The 17,782-nt window shown below is 58.2% G+C and carries 15 protein-coding genes; 11 read left to right on the forward strand and 4 right to left on the reverse strand.

All coding sequences use genetic code 11. The features are described from left to right. Positions 1-11: 11 nt before the first annotated feature. The 8 genes from E3U32_RS21250 to E3U32_RS21285 all read left to right on the forward strand — a co-directional run bounded on the left by E3U32_RS21250 (position 12) and on the right by E3U32_RS21285 (position 10,317). On the forward strand, positions 12-1,721 hold the full coding sequence (locus E3U32_RS21250; protein WP_134350385.1) for an ABC-F family ATP-binding cassette domain-containing protein: 1,710 nt from the start codon (positions 12-14) through the stop codon (positions 1,719-1,721). Between the two features lie 321 nt (positions 1,722-2,042). Then, positions 2,043-3,053, forward strand: a complete 1,011-nt coding sequence (adhP, locus tag E3U32_RS21255; protein ID WP_134350386.1) for an alcohol dehydrogenase AdhP — start codon at positions 2,043-2,045, stop codon at positions 3,051-3,053. Positions 3,054-3,202: 149 nt separating this feature from the next. Further along, a complete protein-coding gene (locus tag E3U32_RS21260) occupies positions 3,203-4,822 on the forward strand; it encodes a TIGR04028 family ABC transporter substrate-binding protein (protein ID WP_134350387.1) in 1,620 nt (539 codons plus the stop codon). 10 nt (positions 4,823-4,832) lie between these two features. Further along, complete coding sequence (locus E3U32_RS21265) at positions 4,833-5,777, forward strand: ABC transporter permease (RefSeq protein ID WP_134350388.1); 945 nt, start codon at positions 4,833-4,835, stop codon at positions 5,775-5,777. After that, the gene (locus tag E3U32_RS21270; RefSeq protein ID WP_134350389.1) at positions 5,774-6,625 is read left to right on the forward strand and encodes an ABC transporter permease; all 852 of its coding nucleotides are present in this window, start codon (positions 5,774-5,776) and stop codon (positions 6,623-6,625) included. The genes E3U32_RS21265 and E3U32_RS21270 overlap by 4 nt, the downstream gene beginning before the upstream one ends. After that, a complete protein-coding gene (locus E3U32_RS21275) occupies positions 6,622-8,229 on the forward strand; it encodes a dipeptide ABC transporter ATP-binding protein (RefSeq protein ID WP_134350390.1) in 1,608 nt (535 codons plus the stop codon). Before E3U32_RS21270 ends, E3U32_RS21275 begins: the two co-directional genes overlap by 4 nt. Then, positions 8,226-9,215, forward strand: coding sequence for a putative FMN-dependent luciferase-like monooxygenase (locus tag E3U32_RS21280; RefSeq protein ID WP_134350391.1), 990 nt, complete (start codon positions 8,226-8,228; stop codon positions 9,213-9,215). Before E3U32_RS21275 ends, E3U32_RS21280 begins: the two co-directional genes overlap by 4 nt. Before the next feature lie 10 nt (positions 9,216-9,225). Beyond that, positions 9,226-10,317 carry an alkylhydroperoxidase domain protein gene (locus tag E3U32_RS21285; RefSeq protein WP_134350392.1) on the forward strand — a complete coding sequence of 364 codons (1,092 nt, stop codon included), beginning with the start codon at positions 9,226-9,228 and terminating at the stop codon, positions 10,315-10,317. A 5-nt stretch (positions 10,318-10,322) separates the two neighbouring features. Here E3U32_RS21285 and araJ read toward each other — a convergent pair whose 3' ends face one another. Continuing rightward, on the reverse strand, positions 10,323-11,498 hold the full coding sequence (gene araJ, locus E3U32_RS21290; RefSeq protein ID WP_134350393.1) for an MFS transporter AraJ: 1,176 nt from the start codon (positions 11,496-11,498) through the stop codon (positions 10,323-10,325). 166 nt (positions 11,499-11,664) lie between these two features. Between araJ and ppk2 the strand changes: the two genes are divergently transcribed. The 3 genes from ppk2 (at position 11,665) to E3U32_RS21305 (ending at position 13,097) form a co-directional block, all read left to right on the forward strand. Beyond that, on the forward strand, positions 11,665-12,483 hold the full coding sequence (ppk2, locus tag E3U32_RS21295; protein ID WP_134350394.1) for a polyphosphate kinase 2: 819 nt from the start codon (positions 11,665-11,667) through the stop codon (positions 12,481-12,483). A gap of 99 nt (positions 12,484-12,582) precedes the next feature. Next, positions 12,583-12,774, forward strand: coding sequence for a type II toxin-antitoxin system CcdA family antitoxin (locus E3U32_RS21300; protein WP_166790968.1), 192 nt, complete (start codon positions 12,583-12,585; stop codon positions 12,772-12,774). Beyond that, positions 12,774-13,097, forward strand: a complete 324-nt coding sequence (locus E3U32_RS21305; protein WP_134350396.1) for a CcdB family protein — start codon at positions 12,774-12,776, stop codon at positions 13,095-13,097. Before E3U32_RS21300 ends, E3U32_RS21305 begins: the two co-directional genes overlap by 1 nt. Positions 13,098-13,162: 65 nt before the next feature. On the opposite strand, the gene fdnI is transcribed toward E3U32_RS21305, so the two are convergent. The 3 genes from fdnI to fdnG are packed head-to-tail and all read right to left on the reverse strand — an operon-like array spanning position 13,163 to position 17,755. Continuing rightward, positions 13,163-13,819 (reverse strand): formate dehydrogenase-N subunit gamma, encoded by a 657-nt coding sequence (gene fdnI / locus E3U32_RS21310; RefSeq protein WP_134350397.1) that lies wholly within the window; start codon positions 13,817-13,819, stop codon positions 13,163-13,165. Then, positions 13,812-14,696, reverse strand: a complete 885-nt coding sequence (fdxH, locus tag E3U32_RS21315; RefSeq protein ID WP_134350398.1) for a formate dehydrogenase subunit beta — start codon at positions 14,694-14,696, stop codon at positions 13,812-13,814. The genes fdnI and fdxH overlap by 8 nt, the downstream gene beginning before the upstream one ends. 11 nt (positions 14,697-14,707) lie before the next feature. Next, positions 14,708-17,755, reverse strand: coding sequence for a formate dehydrogenase-N subunit alpha (fdnG, locus tag E3U32_RS21320; protein WP_134350399.1), 3,048 nt, complete (start codon positions 17,753-17,755; stop codon positions 14,708-14,710). Positions 17,756-17,782 lie beyond the last annotated feature (27 nt).

Here is a 17,782-nt window from a genome sequence, read left to right on the forward strand (position 1 = left end):
GGTAAGCAACAATGAGCACTTTACTCACTGCACAATCTTTACGCGTTGATACGGCGTTTGGCACGCTCTTCGACTCTCTCTCCTTTACGCTGAAAAAAGGCGACCGCATTGGCCTGCTGGGCGATAACGGCTGCGGCAAAAGTACACTGCTGAAGGTACTGGACGGCACAGATTCCCCTGCTGCCGGAACGGTAGCGCTGGCCGGGCACTGCCTGATGGCGCGCGTGGAACAACACCTCCCGGACGCTATTTTACCGTTGACCATGCTGGATGCCGTCCTGGCCCGGTTGCCCTCAGTGGAACGCGACAGCCTGCGCTGGAAAGCCGAAACGCTGCTGGCGGGCATGGGCTTCACGCCGCAGGATATGTCGCTGCATTCCGCCACGCTCAGCGGTGGACAGCACACCCGCCTGCTGCTGGCGCGGGCGCTGATTCACGAGCCGGATCTGCTTCTGCTGGATGAGCCCAGTAACCACCTGGACCTGCCGACCATGCTCTGGCTGGAGCACTTTTTACAGAACTGGTCAGGCAGCTTTGTGCTGGTCTCGCATGACAGACAGCTGCTGGATGCCGTCACCAACGGCAGCTGGATCCTGCGTGATAAAACGCTGCACTACTTTGCCCTTCCCTGCACGGCGGCACGCGAGGCGCTTGAAGCAAAAGATGAAAGCGACGCGCAGCGCCACAAGGTAGAGCAAAAGGAGATCGAGCGCGTGACGGCCAGCGCCAAACGCCTGGCAACCTGGGGCAAGGTTTACGATAACGAAGACCTGGCCCGCAAAGCTAAACAGATGGAAAAACAGGTTGAACGGCTCAAAGAGAGCCAGACCGCGCTCACGGCGGGCAGCCCGTGGACGTTAACCCTTCGCGGTGACGCGCTGCGGGCGGACCGTCTGCTGGAGATGGAAAACCTCGGCGTACCGCCTGCGCCTGGGCTACCACCTCTGTTTAACATCGAAATGGCGCGGCTGAAAAGCGGCGATCGCGTGGCGATTGTCGGTCGTAACGGCTGCGGTAAATCGTCGCTGATGAAACTTATCTGGCAACATTTTACCGATGAACCAGCGGACAGCGGGCTGAAAATTCATCCGCGCGTCTCGCCGGGCTATTACGACCAGACGCTGAACCAGCTGCCGGATGACGCCACGCTGCTCGACGCGCTGGAGCCTTTCGCGCCCGACCCGCAAAACAGGAAGATGGCGCTCATCAGCGCCGGGTTCCCGTGGTCCCGTCACGGGCAAAAAGTCAGCACGCTCAGCGGCGGCGAGCGTTCGCGCCTGCTGTTCGTTGGCCTGACGCTTGCCCGCTACAGCCTGCTGATGCTGGATGAGCCGACCAACCACCTGGATATGGAAGGCAAAGAGGCGCTGGCACAAACCCTTTCGCAGTTCGAAGGCGGCGTGCTGCTGGTCAGCCATGACCGTCAGTTAATCAGCCAAAGCTGCAACCGTTTCTGGCTGATTGAAGAGGGAACGCTGAGCGAGTGGCACGATGCAGAAGCGGTGTTTGAACGGCTGCGTGAAAGCGCGGGGCTTATGACATCCGCTGCGCCCGCTGCCGCCGCGACGGTTCAACCCTCGCCGTATGACGATCTGCTTGAACGGCTGGTCGCGCTGGAAACGCTGCTGGAAGACGATCTGGCGCGTAAGCCGAAGCATCAAAAGCCGCAGCTGCAGGCGCAATGGCGTAAGGAGATTGAGGAGATAGAAGCACAGCTGTAAGACTGCGCCCGGCGAGCACCTCGCCGGGCCAGCATTTTCCCCCTTAATTATTAGAGGAACGCCGTATTCTTAATCTGAAATCGAATCAAATGATGACATTATGTTGCCGCAGCCTTGCATTACCAGGCTAATGTATTAATCCTTAAGGGGTATTACACCTGCTCTACCCGTCATACTTCAAGTTGCCTGTGCGTTGGCTGCACTCGTTCACCCCAGTCACTTACTTATGTAAGCTCCCGGGGATTCACTCCCTTGCCGCCTTCATGCAACTCGAATTATTTAGGGTATATACAGATTCTTATCATGAACAAGGAGATACACATGAAGGCTGCTGTTGTCACTCAGGACCACCAGGTCAATGTCACTGAAAAAACCTTACGCCCGCTAAAGCACGGGGAAGCCCTGCTGAAGATGGAGTGCTGTGGCGTATGCCATACCGATCTCCACGTGAAGAACGGCGATTTCGGCGATAAAACCGGGGTTATCCTGGGCCATGAAGGGATTGGGATCGTGAAAGAAATCGGCCCCGGTGTGAAATCACTGAAAGTTGGCGACCGCACAAGCGTGGCATGGTTTTTTGAAGGCTGTGGCCACTGTGAATATTGTAATACCGGCAACGAGACCCTGTGCCGCGATGTGAAAAACGCCGGTTACTCCGTTGACGGCGGCATGGCGGAAGAGTGCATCGTCACCGCGGATTATGCGGTAAAAGTGCCGGACGGTCTGGATTCTGCGGCGGCCAGCAGCATTACCTGCGCCGGCGTGACCACCTACAAAGCGGTGAAAGTGTCTGGTATCAAACCGGGCCAGTGGATCGCAATTTATGGTCTGGGCGGGCTTGGCAACCTCGCGCTGCAGTACGCCAAAAACGTCTTTAACGCCAAAGTCATCGCCCTTGACGTTAACGACGAACAGCTGAAGCTGGCGGCCAGCATGGGTGCAGATTTAACCATCAACTCACGCAGCGAAGATGCCGCTAAAATTGTGCAGGAAAAAACCGGTGGCGCGCATGCCGCAGTCGTCACTGCCGTCGCAAAAGCGGCATTTAACTCAGCGGTGGATGCCGTGCGCGCCGGTGGCCGCGTGGTCGCCGTTGGCCTGCCACCGGAAGCGATGAGCCTCGACATTCCGCGCCTGGTGCTGGACGGCATTCAGGTGGTGGGTTCGCTGGTCGGCACCCGTCAGGATCTGCAGGAAGCGTTCCAGTTCGCCGCTGAAGGCAAGGTTGTGCCGAAAGTGACGATGCGTCCGCTGGAGGATATCAACGCCATCTTTAAAGAGATGGAACAGGGCCAGATCCGTGGCCGTATGGTGATCGACTTACGTTCATAGTCGTCCACCGTTCATCACCGCTCCTCTCCGGGGCGGTTTTTTTATAGCCATTTTCCGGCAATCCTTATCTTAATTCCTTTGTTCCCTTGTTTTCCCCCGCGCCCGATGATGAATCCGACGCTAACAAGAAGATAACAAAGGAATTCACCATGCAAACCCCATTTCGTCTGCCGCTGCTGACGGCGCTGATTCTGACGACAACCGCAGCCTGGTCCGCTGATGCGCCGGTCAAAGGCGGCACGCTGATTTATCTGGAGCAACAGGCGCACACCAACCTCTACCCGCCCGCCGGCGGCTTCTACCCGAACGGCGGCATTCTGAACCAAATTACCGACAAACTGACGTGGCAGAACCCAAAGACGCTGCAGGTCGAACCGTGGGTGGCAGAAAGCTGGACCACCAACGCTGATAAAACCGAATATACCTTTAAAATTCGTCCCGGCATCACCTTCTCCGACGGCACGCCGCTGGATGCCAACGCCGTGGCGAAAAACTTTGATACCTACGGTTTAGGCAATAAGGCGCAGCGCCTGCCGGTGTCCGAAGTGATCAATAACTACGATCGCAGTGAAGTGGTCGATCCGCTGACCGTGAAGTTCTACTTCAAAAAACCGTCGCCGGGGTTCCTGCAAGGCACCGCCACCATTGGCTCGGGCCTGGTCTCGCTCAGCACGCTGAAGCGCAACTTTGAAGAGCTGGGAGACGCCCGCCATATCATTGGCTCCGGCCCGTTTGTGGTGAAGGACGAGAAGCTGGGCCGCGAAGTGACGCTCGAAGCCCGTAAAGAATACCAGTGGGGGCCCAAGAATCTGGCGCAACAGGGGCCGGCCAATCTGGACGGCATTACGTTTATCGTGACCCAGGAAGACAGCGTGCGCGTCGGTGCCCTGCTGGCCGGTCAGGCGGATTTTATCCGTCAGGTACAGGCGTATGACGAAAAGCAGGCGACCGATCAGGGCTATAAAATCTACGCCGCCCCGACGCGCGGCGTGAATGACAGCATCAGCTTCCGCCCGGATAACCCGCTGGTCTCCGATATTCGGGTTCGTCAGGCGCTACTGCACGCCACCAATGCCAAACAGGTGGTCGAGACCCTCTTCTCGGCCAACTATCCGCAGGCGAAGTCGGTGATTGCCGATTCCGCCGCAGGCTTTGTCGATCTCAGCGACAAACTGGCCTTTGACCCGGCGAAAGCCAACCAGCTGCTGGATGAGGCGGGCTGGAAAGCAGGCAGCGACGGGATCCGCGCCAAAGACGGCCAGCGGCTGGCGCTGACGGTGTATGAATCGTTACCGCAGCCGCAAAACAAAGAGGTGCTGCAGCTGGTTGCTCAGCAGTGGCGTCAGGTGGGCGTCTCGCTGAGCGTCAAAGCCGGTGACGCTGGCAGCCGCACGCTGGATAACCTTGACCCGCTGAAAACCCCGTTAACCGTCTCCGAAGTGGGCCGTGCCGATCCGGACGTGGTGAAAAGCATGTTCTACCCCGCTAACCGCGACGCGCTGCTGCAAAAAGGCGGCTCCAGCGACAAGGTCAAAAACTTCCGCGACGACAAGCTGAATGCTCTGCTGGTGAACATCTCCGCCGAAGTCGACCCGCAAAAACGCCTGCAGCTGACCGGCGATGCCCAGCGCTATCTGCTGGACAACGCCTACGTCATTCCAATTTTCGAAGAGCCGCAGGTCTTTGCCGGTGCCCCATGGCTGAAAGGCGTGAGTTTTGAAGCGGTAGGCCGCCCGTCGTTCTACGGCGCGTGGATTGAGAAACACTGAGGAGCCGACGATGCGCCACGCACTTCTTCAACGTTTCGGGCACGGGCTGCTGGTGCTGTGGGCCGCCTTTACCCTCTCGTTCGTGTTGCTCCAGGTCCTGCCGGGCGACGCGGTGCTGATTAAATTTCAGAACCCGGACCTAGGCTTAAGCCCGGTGCAAATCGAGGAGATGCGCGTGGCCTACGGCGCGGACAGCCCGCTGTGGCAGCAATACGGCCACACGCTGCTGGCGATGCTGCGCGGGGATTTCGGCTATTCGTTACAGGCAGGCGTGCCGGTCAGCGAGCTGATTACCAGCAATCTGCCGGATACCCTGAGCCTCGCCCTGCCCGCGTTTTTACTCGCGGTCCTGCTGGCGTTTGCGCTGGCTCTCGCGTCGCGTCTGCCGGGTCTGCGCTGGCTGAGCAATACCCTCCAGTCTCTGCCTGTCCTGTTTATCTCCCTGCCGACGTTCTGGCTGGGAATTGCCCTGATTCAGCTTTTTTCTTTTCAGCTGCGGCTGATCCCGGTGATTAACCCGACGCCGCTGCAGGGGCTGATTCTGCCGATCGTGACCGTCGCCATCCCGATCTCCGCCCCGCTGGCACAAATTCTGATGCGCAGTCTGGACCAGGTGGCGACCCAGCCGTTTGTCGCCGTTGCGCGTGCAAAAGGGCTGAGTGAAACCGCTGTTCTGTGGCGTCACGTGACCGGCAACGCCCTGCTGCCGGTGCTGAATATTGCCGGTCTGCTGCTGGGCGAGCTGATTGCAGGGGCGCTGATCACGGAAACCGTTTTTGGCCGCAGCGGGCTCGGGCAACTGACCCAGCAGGCGGTGAATAACCAGGATATCGCCGTGCTTCAGGCGGTAGTGATGATTTCCGCCCTCGGTTTTGTCCTGATCAATCTGCTGGTGGATCTGCTGATGCCGCTGCTGGATCCCCGTCTGCAACCCCTTTCCGGAGGTGCATCATGAGCCTTGTCGATTACGCAGCCGCTGCGCGAAAACGTGTCCCCACCTTCCAGGGCGTCGAGTGGCTGCCTGGTCTGTGGCTGGCATGGGCGGCGATCATTATTGCGGTTTTTGCCGCCGTGGCGCCCGGTCTGTTAACCCACTACAGTCCGATTGAGGGCATCGCGGGCGCACAGCGCCTGGCGCCGCAGGCCGGCCACTGGCTCGGCACCGATCAGCTTGGCCGCGATGTTTACGCGCGTATCGTTTATGGCGCCTCCCACTCCCTGAGCGCGGCGCTGGCCGCCGTCACGATGGGTCTGCTGGTGGGGACCGGTTTAGGGGTGGTTGCCGGGGCGTTCGCCGGACGCGTCGAGTCTCTGCTGATGCGTTTCGTCGACGTGCTGTTGTCTATCCCGTCTCTGCTGCTCTCGCTGACGGTCATTATTCTGCTCGGGTTTGGCACCGTTAACGCCGCGATTGCCGTGGGCGTGGCCTCAATTGCCAGCTTTGCCCGCCTCGCGCGCGGTGAAGTGGTGCGCATCCGCCATACGGATTATGTCGAAGCGGCGTATGGCAGCGGCGGGACGTTCTTTGCGGTGCTGTGGCGACATATCCTGCCCAATGCCTTAACCGCCGTTCTCGCCTTTGCCACGCTGCAGTTTGGTCAGGCCATCCTGGCGCTCTCCACGCTGAGCTTTCTCGGCTACGGCACTCCGCCGCCCGTACCGGAATGGGGCTTATTGATTGCCGAAGGTCGTAACTATCTCTCTACCGCCTGGTGGTTAACCACCTTCCCCGGCGTGGCCGTCATCGCCGTGGTGCTGGCGACCAACCGTATCAGCCAACAGTTCAGCGGAGGCCTGAAATGACCGTACTCTCGGTAGAAAACCTGACCATTAGCTACCGTACCGCGCGCCAGTGGCGAGAGGTGGTGCATAACGTCAGCTTCACGCTCGGACGAGGGGAAATGCTGGCGTTTGTCGGCGAATCCGGCTCCGGCAAAACAACCACGGCGCAGGCGATCATCGGTCTGCTGGCCGATAACGCCCGGCGCGATGCGGGAAAAATCATTCTCAACGGCGAAGAGATAAGCCAGTGGTCCGCTAAACGTCTCGATACCCTTCGCGGTGCGCGCATTAGCCTGGTTCCGCAGGACCCGGGTAATTCACTCAACCCGGTAAAAACCATCGGCGCGCAGGTCGGCGAAATTATTCAGCTACACCAAAAGGTAACGGCTCTCCAGCGCGACGAGCAGGTGCTCGCCCTGCTGACAAAGGTCGGCCTGAGCCATCCCGAACAGCGCATGAAGCAGTACCCGCATCAGCTCTCCGGCGGCATGAAACAGCGCGTACTGATTGCCATCGCGATTGCGCTGCGTCCGGACGTCATCATTGCCGATGAGCCCACCAGCGCGCTGGACGTAACGGTGCAAAAACGCATTCTTGACCTGCTGGATATCCTGCGCCGGGAATCGGGGACCGCCGTCCTGTTTGTCACCCACGATCTGGCGCTGGCCGCACAGCGCGCGGACAGGCTGCTGGTCTTTCGCGATGGCGAAATTCAGGAGCAGGGAAACACCGCCGATATCGTACGTACGCCGCAGCACGCCTACACCCGTCAGCTACTGAGCGATCTCCAGGGCCAGCGTCTGACCATCGCCCCGGTGGCCGGTCTCCCGCTCGCGTCACCGGCCATTCGCGCCCGCACCATCAGCAAACGGTTCTCGCTGGGCAAAGGCCATCAGCTTCAGGCGCTGGATCAGGTGACGTTTGACGTCAGGCGCGGCAGTACGCATGCGCTGGTGGGTGAATCCGGTTCCGGGAAAACCACCCTTGCCCGTATTTTGCTGGGGTTTGAACAGGCCGACAGCGGGCAGGTCATTATTGACGATATTGATGCCACCACGCTCAGCCGCGAGGCCCGTCGCCAGCTGCGCCAGAAGATCCAGTTTGTTTACCAGAACCCGTTTGCCTCTCTCGACCCGCGTCAGACGCTGTTTGACATTATCGAAGAGCCGCTGAAGAACTTTTCTCGCCTGCGCAAAGCGGAGCGTAAGGTCCGGGTGGAGACGGTAGCCCAGCGGGTTGCCCTGCCCGTCGAACTCCTGAGCCGCACCGCCCGGGAGCTCTCAGGCGGACAGCGCCAGCGCGTTGCCCTCGCCCGGGCGCTGATCCTTGAGCCGACCATTCTGGTGCTGGACGAAGCCACCTCCGCGCTGGATGTCACCGTCCAGGCGCAGATTCTGGCGCTGCTACAGCAGCTGCAGCAGCAACTGGGGTTGACCTACCTCTTCATCACGCACGATCTGTCCACGGTTCGCCGGATCGCCCACAGCGTCACGGTGCTGCGCAGCGGTCAGGTGGTTGAACACGGCAACGTCGGGACCTTATTCGCGTCGCCGCAGAACGACTATACCCGCGAGCTGATTGACGCCATTCCCCACTTTTCACCCGCTACGGAGGAGTTCGCATGACGCGAAAACGCCTGGGGTTTTTCACCCGCCTGCTTGACGACGCCACGCCGAAGGAGCGCTATCGTCTGGCAACAGAACAGATCCGCCACGCTGAACGCCACGGTTTTGACAGCGCCTGGATTGCGCAGCACCACTTCCACGAAAGTGAAGGCGGTTTGCCGTCGCCGCTGCTATTTCTGGCGCACGTGGCCGCGCATACCGAAACCATCCGTCTGGGCACGGCCATCATTACCCTGCCGATGGAAAACCCGCTGCGCGTGGCGGAAGATGCCGCGGTGCTTGATTTACTCGCCGATGGACGTCTTGAAGTCGGGCTGGGTTCAGGCGGCACGCCAACCTCATTCCTGCCGTTCGGCCTGACGTTTGAGGCGCGCGCTACCGCATTTGCCGAGAACCTGCACGTGCTCCAGAGCGCCTGGCGCGGCGATTCGCTCGCCCATCCGGATAACCATTTATACCCCCCGGCACCGCAGCTGGCGGACCGCATCTGGATTGCCACCTTCTCCGTGGACGGCGCAGTGCGTGCAGCACAGGCCGGACACGGTTTAATGCTCTCCCGCACGCAACCGCGCCCGGCGGACCGGCCGGATCTCACGCTCGACGAAATCCAGAACCCGATTGTGGATGCCTACCTTGAGGCACTGCCGGCGGGCATCGCGCCGCGTATTCTTGCCTCCCGTACCGCGTTCGTCGCCGACAGCGATGACTATGCGCTGAAGGTTGCAGCGCCGGGCCTCACGAAACAGGCGCAGCAGCATCGCGCTGCCGGACACGCGGTTAAAGGTGACACTGTCACAGATTATCGTCGCCAGTTTGACGCCCATATCGGCTCGCCCGACACGGTATTGCGTTCGCTGCAAGCCGATTCCATTCTCAGGCGCGCCACGGATATTTCGTTCCAGGTCCATTCGGTCGAACCCACGCACCGCGACACGCTGCGCTCCATTGAGCTGATTGCCGAACATATCGCACCCCACATTCTTTGAGGAGACACCTATGTCATTAAGTCAGGACATTCTCGCCGAGCTGGCGGAAATTAAACCCGGTTCCCCTCTGGCTGAGGCGCGCGCCACGCGGGATGCCGCCACGCGCCACGCGCAGGGCAGCTACGAAATCCTCTTTAGCCAGCAGGATGATGATTTTGCACTCGACGAGCGTTTTGCCGTAGCGGCGAAAGTGGCCAGATGGCACAGCGCGGAGGCGCTGGCCGCACACTATGCGGGGTTTGGCCTGGCGGATCCCACCTCAGAACGCCTGACCCCGGCGCTGAATTTTGCGCGCCTGCTGACGTTCTCACCCGTTGAAGCCACGCCGGCCGCGTTAAAGGCATTGAACCAGGCGGGATGGAGCAAGGAAGGCATCGTTACCCTGGCGCAGCTCATCGCGTTTGTGAGCTTCCAGAGCCGAATCATCACCGGGCTGCGGCTGCTGAACGACAAGCCCGTCGCCACAAGCGATGCACCGGTGGCTGCGGGCCACTGGCACACGACCGCAACAACGGCCACCGGGAAGGCGGCCCCCGTCGTATTTACCCAGCAGGAGCTGGGATGGGAGCCATGGATAGCCGCCAAACCGCTGGCGGATTTTCGTGACGATGAGGTTGCGATCCTGGCAAAATTTGGTCATACCGATTCCGACTATTTCCGCCTGCTGGGGCGCAACCTGCCGGTGCTTGAACAGCGCACGCTGACCGATAAAGGGATTTTTTATACCCCGGGGGGATTGCCGCGCGCCGAGCGCGAGCTGGCCGCAACGGTCGCCAGTAAAATCAACGGCTGCATCTACTGCGCATCTGTCCATGCGCGTAAAGCCAGCCAGCTGTCAAAGGATGACGCGGCTGTAGAGGCGCTTCTGGCGGTGCGTCCGGGGCAATCCCTGAGCGAGGGGCAGTCTGCACGCTGGCAGGCGGAAATTAACTTTGCGGCGGCGCTGTCGGTTACGCCGCCTGCCGCCACGCCGCTGCACCTTGCCGCAGTCGAAAAAGAGGGGCTGGATACCTTAGCGCAGCTTGACCTGGTGCAGTCCGCGGCATTCTTCGCCTGGGCCAACCGCCTGATGCTGACACTGGGAGAACCCTGGCTTGCATGACCCGATCAGGCTAGCGCGCGAGCGTTAGCCTGAGCCTGTCTGGCCCGCAGTAAACCGTAAATCAGCAGCGCACTCATGGCCGAGAAAGAGAGCATCGCCGCAGGCAGCGTAACGTAGTTCCAGCTAAAGCCGAGGGTAATCATCATCCCGCCAAAGTACGCGCCAATCGCGCTGCCGAGATTAAACGCCATCTGCCCGCCAGCGGCTCCCAGCATCTCCCCGCCCTTCGCATTTTGCAGAAGCAGGATTTGCAGTGGCGCAGAGAGTGCGAACAGCCCGGCGCAGCAGATAAAGCCCATGACCAGCGAGGCCGTTTTCAGTTCGCCAAAGGCGAAAAGCAGCAGCAGCGAGGCGACAATCACCATATCGGTGGTGGCCGCAATGCGCAGCGGGCTAAAGCGACCCGAGAGTTTACCGCTCAACAGATTGCCCAACACCATGCCAAGGCCCATCAGCATCATGATGATTGTCATCACCCCTTCCGTGAAGCCCGAAACGTTGACCATAAACGGTTTAACGAAGCTGAACCAGGCGAACACGCCGGCGTTGCCAAACATCGTGGCGGCAAAAATCAGCCAGGGTTCTGGTTTTTTCAGAAACTGGAACTGCTCGGTTAATTTAATTTCTGATTTGTCTCGGATGTCCGGCACCCAGAGCAGCACCGAGAGGATCACCAGCGTATTGAACACGGCAATCAGGAAAAAAGTGTAACGCCAGCTGAACTGGTGCCCCAGCCAGGTGCCCAGCGGAACGCCCACCAGGTTGGCCACCGTCATGCCGGCGATCATCCCGGCCACCGCGACAGTCACCTTCCCCGGTGGCGCAATTTTGGAGAGGATAATCGCCCCGACGCCGAAAATCGCGCCGTGTGGGAATCCTGAAATTAGGCGCCCCGCCGCCAGCCAGAAATACGACGTTGAAAAGGTAAACAGGGCGTTTCCGACGGCGGACATCGCCACCAGAAACAGCAGCGTGGTTTTTAAGGAGAGCTTGCCAGAAAACAGCGCCATAATCGGCGCGCCAATCACCACCCCGAAGGCATAAAACGAGATCATATTCCCGGCAGAGGGAATTGAAATGCCGGTGTCATGCGCCAGCTCGGTTAACACTCCCATAATGCCAAATTCAGCCATTCCCAGGCCAAAGGTGCTCAGCGCCAACGAAAAAATTGTCTTTTTCATACTTCAACCACTGGTTAATCACTCGCGACGGGCATTATTGAATAATCTTGTATGGTGAGCCAGTTCAAATCAGCTGGCTGACAGGTTAATCCATTAATTCAGGTGGATTACACTTCATAGTGCGGCCTCGCTTTTTCCCGCGCCGGACAACCTGAGGATGACAATCATGGGAAGCAAAAAGAAAACCAGTGTCGCTGTTGATGTCGAAAAGAATGCACCGCTAAAGACCAAAGAGTATGAAAACGAGCTCCGCCGCCTGCACGTTGAACTGGTTAAGCTCCAGCAGTGGGTCGTCGCCAAAGGACTAAAGGTGTGTATCGTTTTTGAAGGACGCGACGGTGCCGGCAAGGGTGGCACCATTAAAGCGATTACCGAGCGCGTCAGCCCTCGCGTATTTCGCGTTGTTGCGCTCCCTGCCCCGACCGATAAAGAAAAAAGCCAGCTTTACTTTCAGCGCTATGTACCGCACCTGCCTTCAGCTGGCGAGATCGTGATTTTCGATCGCAGCTGGTACAACCGTGCGGGTGTGGAACGGGTTATGGGTTTCTGTACAGAGGAACAGGTTGAGAAATTTTTGGACGGCACGCCGGTCATGGAAAAAGCGATGGTCGATGCCGGCATTATCCTGCTGAAGTACTGGCTGGAGGTAACGCCTAAAGAGCAGGAGCGCCGCCTGCGCGACCGTATTAACGATGGTCGTAAAATCTGGAAGCTATCGCCGATGGATATTAAATCTTTTAACCTGTGGGACGAGTACACCCGCGCCCGCGACGCCATGTTTGAAGCCACCGACACCGCCTGGGCACCGTGGTTTGTGGCGCGTTCAGAGGATAAAAAACGCGTGCGCCTGAATATTATTTCGCACCTGCTTTCACAGATCCCCTATAAAGAAATACACGTAGAAAAGGTGGATTTACCGAAACGCAAAATTGGTAAAGTTAAACCCACAAAATACCCGTTCCGGTATATTGCCGAGAGGTTTTAATATTACTGGAAGACAGCTCGCAGAATGTAGATTACCAGGGGAAACGGTATTGTTTTTTGTTGGCTGCGGTTGATAATGACCGCACCAACAAAGGAGATAATGATGAAACATACCGAAGAAACAAAACCGGACCAGAACATCACATCGCGTAAGCCCTTGTGCCATGCAGAACAACGCTCTGCCAGACGGCATCAGCCTTCCGAAGAAGATCGTGCATTTATGCAGGCAATGAATGAGTTTGTAGAGAAACATGGAACGATTACTGATGATGATTTTTTCAGAGTGCTTTAATGCTGAGACAATTTAATGTTTATCGTAATACGTCCGCCGCAACTCGGGAAAGGCTACCTTACTATATGCTTATTCAGGATGATTGCTTTGACGATCTGGCTACGCGCGTAATTGTACCGCTTGCGAGAAATAATAGGCTACCGTTATGGCAGAGCCAGCTGGCTCCAGGCGTTAATATCGATTTTGAAACGTTTCTGATTTATTCGCCAATGATCACGAATATTAATAATCAAAAAATCGACCCTAAAGACTTTGTTTGTAATTTACGTAACGCACGTCATGACGTTATAGCGGCAATTGATCGTTTATTGACAAATACATGACTTAAGGCCTGCCAGGTAGGCCCGCGCAAGCGCAGCGCCGCCGGGCAAAGCCGACGGCGCAGGGTTTACTTCAATCCTTCCGTACTTTCCTGTTTCGCTTCCAGTCGTTCCACATCACGGTACCAGCGCGGGTGATGTTTCTGTGCCCAGCGACGGCTTACCTTCCCTTCAATCATCCCTTTGATCGACCCCTTCACCCAGAACGCCATATACATATGGATCAGGATGGCATGAATAAGAATGATGGCCGATGTCGCGTGGATCAGCAGCGCGTAGCGCACTGCCTGGATCGGGAAATAGTGCGCAAAATACGGTCGCCAGATAATCACCCCGGTCACCAGCAGCACAAAAATCATGCTCATGATGGTCCAGAACATCATTTTCTGCCCGGCGTTGTATTTGCCCACCTTCGCGACTTTATGCTCGTTACCCTTCAGGACTTCAACAATCCCTTTCACCCACGGAATATCCTGTTTGTCAGGAATATTGTGATGAACAAAGCGCACGAACATAAACATCAACACCACGAAAATCAGCACGCCGAAGAACGGGTGCAGAATGCGCCCCATCTGCGGAGTGCCGAAGGTTTCGGTTAGCCACTGCAGCGTCGGGAAGAAGAACGAAATCCCCGACACCGCCACCAGGAAGAAGCAGATCACGACCGTCCAGTGACAGGCGCGGTCAACGAACTTCGTGCGCACGATCGTTTTCGACTTACTCATGATGCTCCTCCTCGTCGTCATCCACCTCTTTGTTTGGCCCGATACCGATGTAGTGATAAATGAGACCCGCAAAGGTGGCGATAAAGCCCGCCGCCGAGAGCGGTTTGAGCGCCCCTTTCCACAGGTTAATGGAGGTATCGATCGCCGGTTCTTTCGGCAGGTTGTGGTACAGCTCCGGCTGGTCGTTATGGTGCAACACATACATCACGTGCGTGCCGCCCACGCCCTGCGGGTTATAGATGCCCGCATTTTCAAAGCCGCGCGCTTTCAGCTTGTCCACTCGCGCCTGCGCCACATCCAGCATCTCTTTCTTGGTACCAAAATGAATCGCGCCGGTTGGACAGGTCTTAACGCAGGCAGGCTCCTGCCCGACGCTGACGCGGTCCACGCACAGGGTGCATTTGTATACCCGGTTATCCTCTTTATTGAGGCGTGGGATATTAAACGGACAGCCCGCGATGCAGTAGCCGCAGCCGATGCAGTTGTCCTGCTGGAAGTCGACGATCCCGTTGGCGTACTGAATGATCGCGCCGGCAGACGGGCACGCCTTCAGGCAGCCCGGATCTTCACAGTGCATGCAGCCGTCCTTGCGGATGAGCCACTCCAGCCTGCCGTTCTGCTCGGTTTCGCTAAAGCGCATCACCGTCCAGGATTTGGCGCTCAGATCCGCCGGGTTGTCGTAAACCCCAACGCAGTGCCCCACCTCGTCGCGGATATCATTCCACTCCGAGCAGGCCACCTGGCAGGCCTTACAGCCCACGCAGGAGGAGACGTCGATAAGCTTGGCAACCTCTGCCTTGTAATCCCGCGCGCGAGGCGCGGGGGTAATCGGGTTAGTCGCGGAGCGCTTAATAATGTCTTGTGTTTCCATCGCCATCTAATCGCTCCTTACGCTTTCTCGATGTTGACCAGAAACGCCTTGTACTCCGGCGTTTGCGAGTTGGCGTCGCCAACGTTTGGCGTCAGGGTGTTGGCGATATAACCTTTCTGCGCCACACCCTCAAAGCCCCAGTGCAGCGGGATACCAACGGTTTCCACCTGCTGCCCATGCACGTTCAGGCTTTGCAAACGACGGGTCACCACCGCCACCGCGCGAATAAAGCCGCGCTTGCTGCTCACCTTCACGCGGTCGCCGTTGGCGATGCCTTTCGTCTTCGCCAGCGTTTCGCTTATCTCCACAAACTGTTCCGGCTGCGCGATGGCGTTAAGCCGCGCGTGCTTGGTCCAGGTATGGAAATGCTCGGTCAGGCGGTAGGTCGTTCCCACGTACGGGAATTTGTCCTTTTTGCCCAGGCGCAGGACGTCGTCTTCGTAGATACGCACCACCGGGCTGGAGATAACGTTCGGGTGCAGCGGGTTCGTACCCAGCGGCGTCTCCATCGGCTCGTAGTGTTCCGGGAACGGCCCTTCCGCCAGTTTGTCGAGGGCAAACAAGCGTCCCAGTCCTTCCGGCTGCATGATAAACGGCCCGGTGTTACTGCCCGGCGCGGCGGTGTTGTAGTCCGGGATATCGTTCCCCGTCCACCTGGCTCCGTTCCACTGGATCAGCATGCGCTTCGGATCCCACGGCTTGCCGTTGATATCCGCCGACGCGCGGTTGTACAGCACGCGACGGTTCAGCGGCCACGCCCATGCCCAGCCCAGCGTGTTGCCGAGTCCGGACGGGTCCGCGTTATCGCGGTTGGCCATCTGGTTACCCTGCTCCGTCCAGCTGCCGGTGTAGATCCAGCAGGACGAGGCCGTCGTCCCGTCGTCGCGCAGCAGCGCGAAGCTGTTCAGCAACTGACCTTTCTTCGCCACCAGGTTGCCGCTCGCGTCATAGAGATCCGCCAGCGCCACGCCGTTGTTCTCTTTCGCCACTTCTTCAGACTCGGGACGATCCGGCTGCTTATAGCTCCAGCTCATCTTCAGCAGCGGCTCAGCGCCTTTGCCGCCTTCGGTGCGGTACATCTCGCGCAGGCGATGGTAAATCCCGGCCAGGATCTCGCCGTCGTTACGCGCTTCACCCGGTGCGTCCTGCCCCTTCCAGTGCCACTGCAGCCAGCGGCCGGAGTTGGCAATGGAGCCGTCCTCTTCCGCAAAGCAGGTGGACGGCAGGCGGAACACTTCGGTCTGAATCGACGCCGGATCGACATCGTTCGATTCCCCGTGGTTCTGCCAGAAGGTGGAGGTCTCGGTCACCAGCGGATCGATAACGACCATGTACTTCAGCTTGCTCAGGCTGCGAACCACTTTGTTTTTATCCGGGAACGAGGCCACCGGGTTAAAGCCCTGGCAGATGTACCCCGTGACGTTACCCTTATCCATCATGTTGAAATATTTGATAACGTCGTAAGCCTGGTCCCACTTCGGTAACCACTCAAAGCCCCAGTCATTCTCTTTCTGCGCCGCGTCGCCGTAGAAGGATTTCATCAGGCTGACGTAGAACTTCGGATAGTTGCTCCAGTAGTTTACCTGGTCCGGCAGCGTCGCTTTTGGCGTGTTCGCCGTCAGGTACGTTTGCAGATCCGCCTGCTTTTCAGAAGGCAGCGTCAGGTAGCCCGGCAGGCTGGTGGACAGCAGGCCGAGGTCGGTCAGGCCCTGAATATTGGAGTGACCGCGCAGGGCGTTCACGCCGCCGCCTGCCATACCCATATTGCCCAGCAGCAGCTGGATCATCGCCATGGTGCGGATGTTCTGCGCGCCAACGGTATGCTGCGTCCAGCCCAGCGCATACAGGAACGTAGTGGTTCTGTCTGCGGCACTGGTAGAGGCCAGCACTTCACACACTTTCAGGAAGTCCGCTTTCGGCGTGCCGCAGATGTTCTCCACCACGTCCGGCGTATAGCGTGAAACGTGCTGTTTCAGCAGGTTCCATACACAGCGCGGATGCGTCAGCGTTTCATCGCGCATCGCGTAGCCGTTTTCATCGAACTGATAGTTCCAGGAGGACTTATCGTACTGGCGTTTTTCGGCGTCATAGCCGCTAAACAGCCCGTCATCGAAGGTAAAATCATCCCTCACCAGCAGGTTCGCGTTGGTGTAGTGTTTAACGTATTCCGCGTTAATTTTGTTGTTTTCAATCAGGTACAGCAGGACGCCAGACAGGAACGTAATGTCCGTACCGGAGCGAATAGGCGCATAGATATCGGCCACCGACGCCGTGCGCGTGAAGCGCGGATCGACGACGATAAGCGTCGCATCGTTGTTGTTTTTCGCTTCCATCGCCCAGCGGAATCCCACCGGATGGGCTTCAGCGGCATTACCGCCCATCACCACCACGACGTTCGCGTTTTTGATATCAACCCAGTGGTTGGTCATCGCACCGCGACCAAATGTTGGAGCAAGACTTGCTACCGTTGGTCCGTGTCAGACGCGCGCCTGGTTGTCTACCGCCAGCATGCCGAGAGAGCGCACAAATTTTTGCGTCAGCATGCCGGTTTCATTACTTGCCGCAGAGGCGCATAGCATGCCGGTGGAAAGCCAGCGGTTGACCGTCACGCCCTGCGCGTTCTTTTCAATAAAGTTGGCGTCGCGGTCGGCTTTCATTAATTTTGCGATACGGGAGAACGCCTCATCCCAGGAGATACGCTGCCATTTGTCAGAGCCCGGCGCGCGGTATTCCGGGTAGCGCAGGCGGTTTTCACTGTGAACGTAGTCCAGCAGCCCCGCCCCTTTCGGGCAAAGTGCGCCGCGGCTCACCGGATGATCCGGATCCCCTTCAATATGATAAATCGCTTCTCTGGCGTTCTTCGCGCCATCGCCCAGGCTATACATTAAAAGCCCACAACCTACGGAGCAGTATGTGCAGGTGTTACGGATCTCTTTCGCGCGCAGCAGCTTAAAGTTGCGTGCCTGAGCCAGCGCCATTTTGGGAGCAAAACCCAACATAGCGGCTGTTGTTCCGGCCATACCGCCCGCGCAGATTTTGAAAAATTGTCTGCGGCTGACGTCCATTGTTGTCCTCGTTATCTGATAAGACTT

The organism is Lelliottia nimipressuralis (genome assembly GCF_004402045.1).
Lineage (GTDB): Bacteria > Pseudomonadota > Gammaproteobacteria > Enterobacterales > Enterobacteriaceae > Enterobacter > Enterobacter chinensis.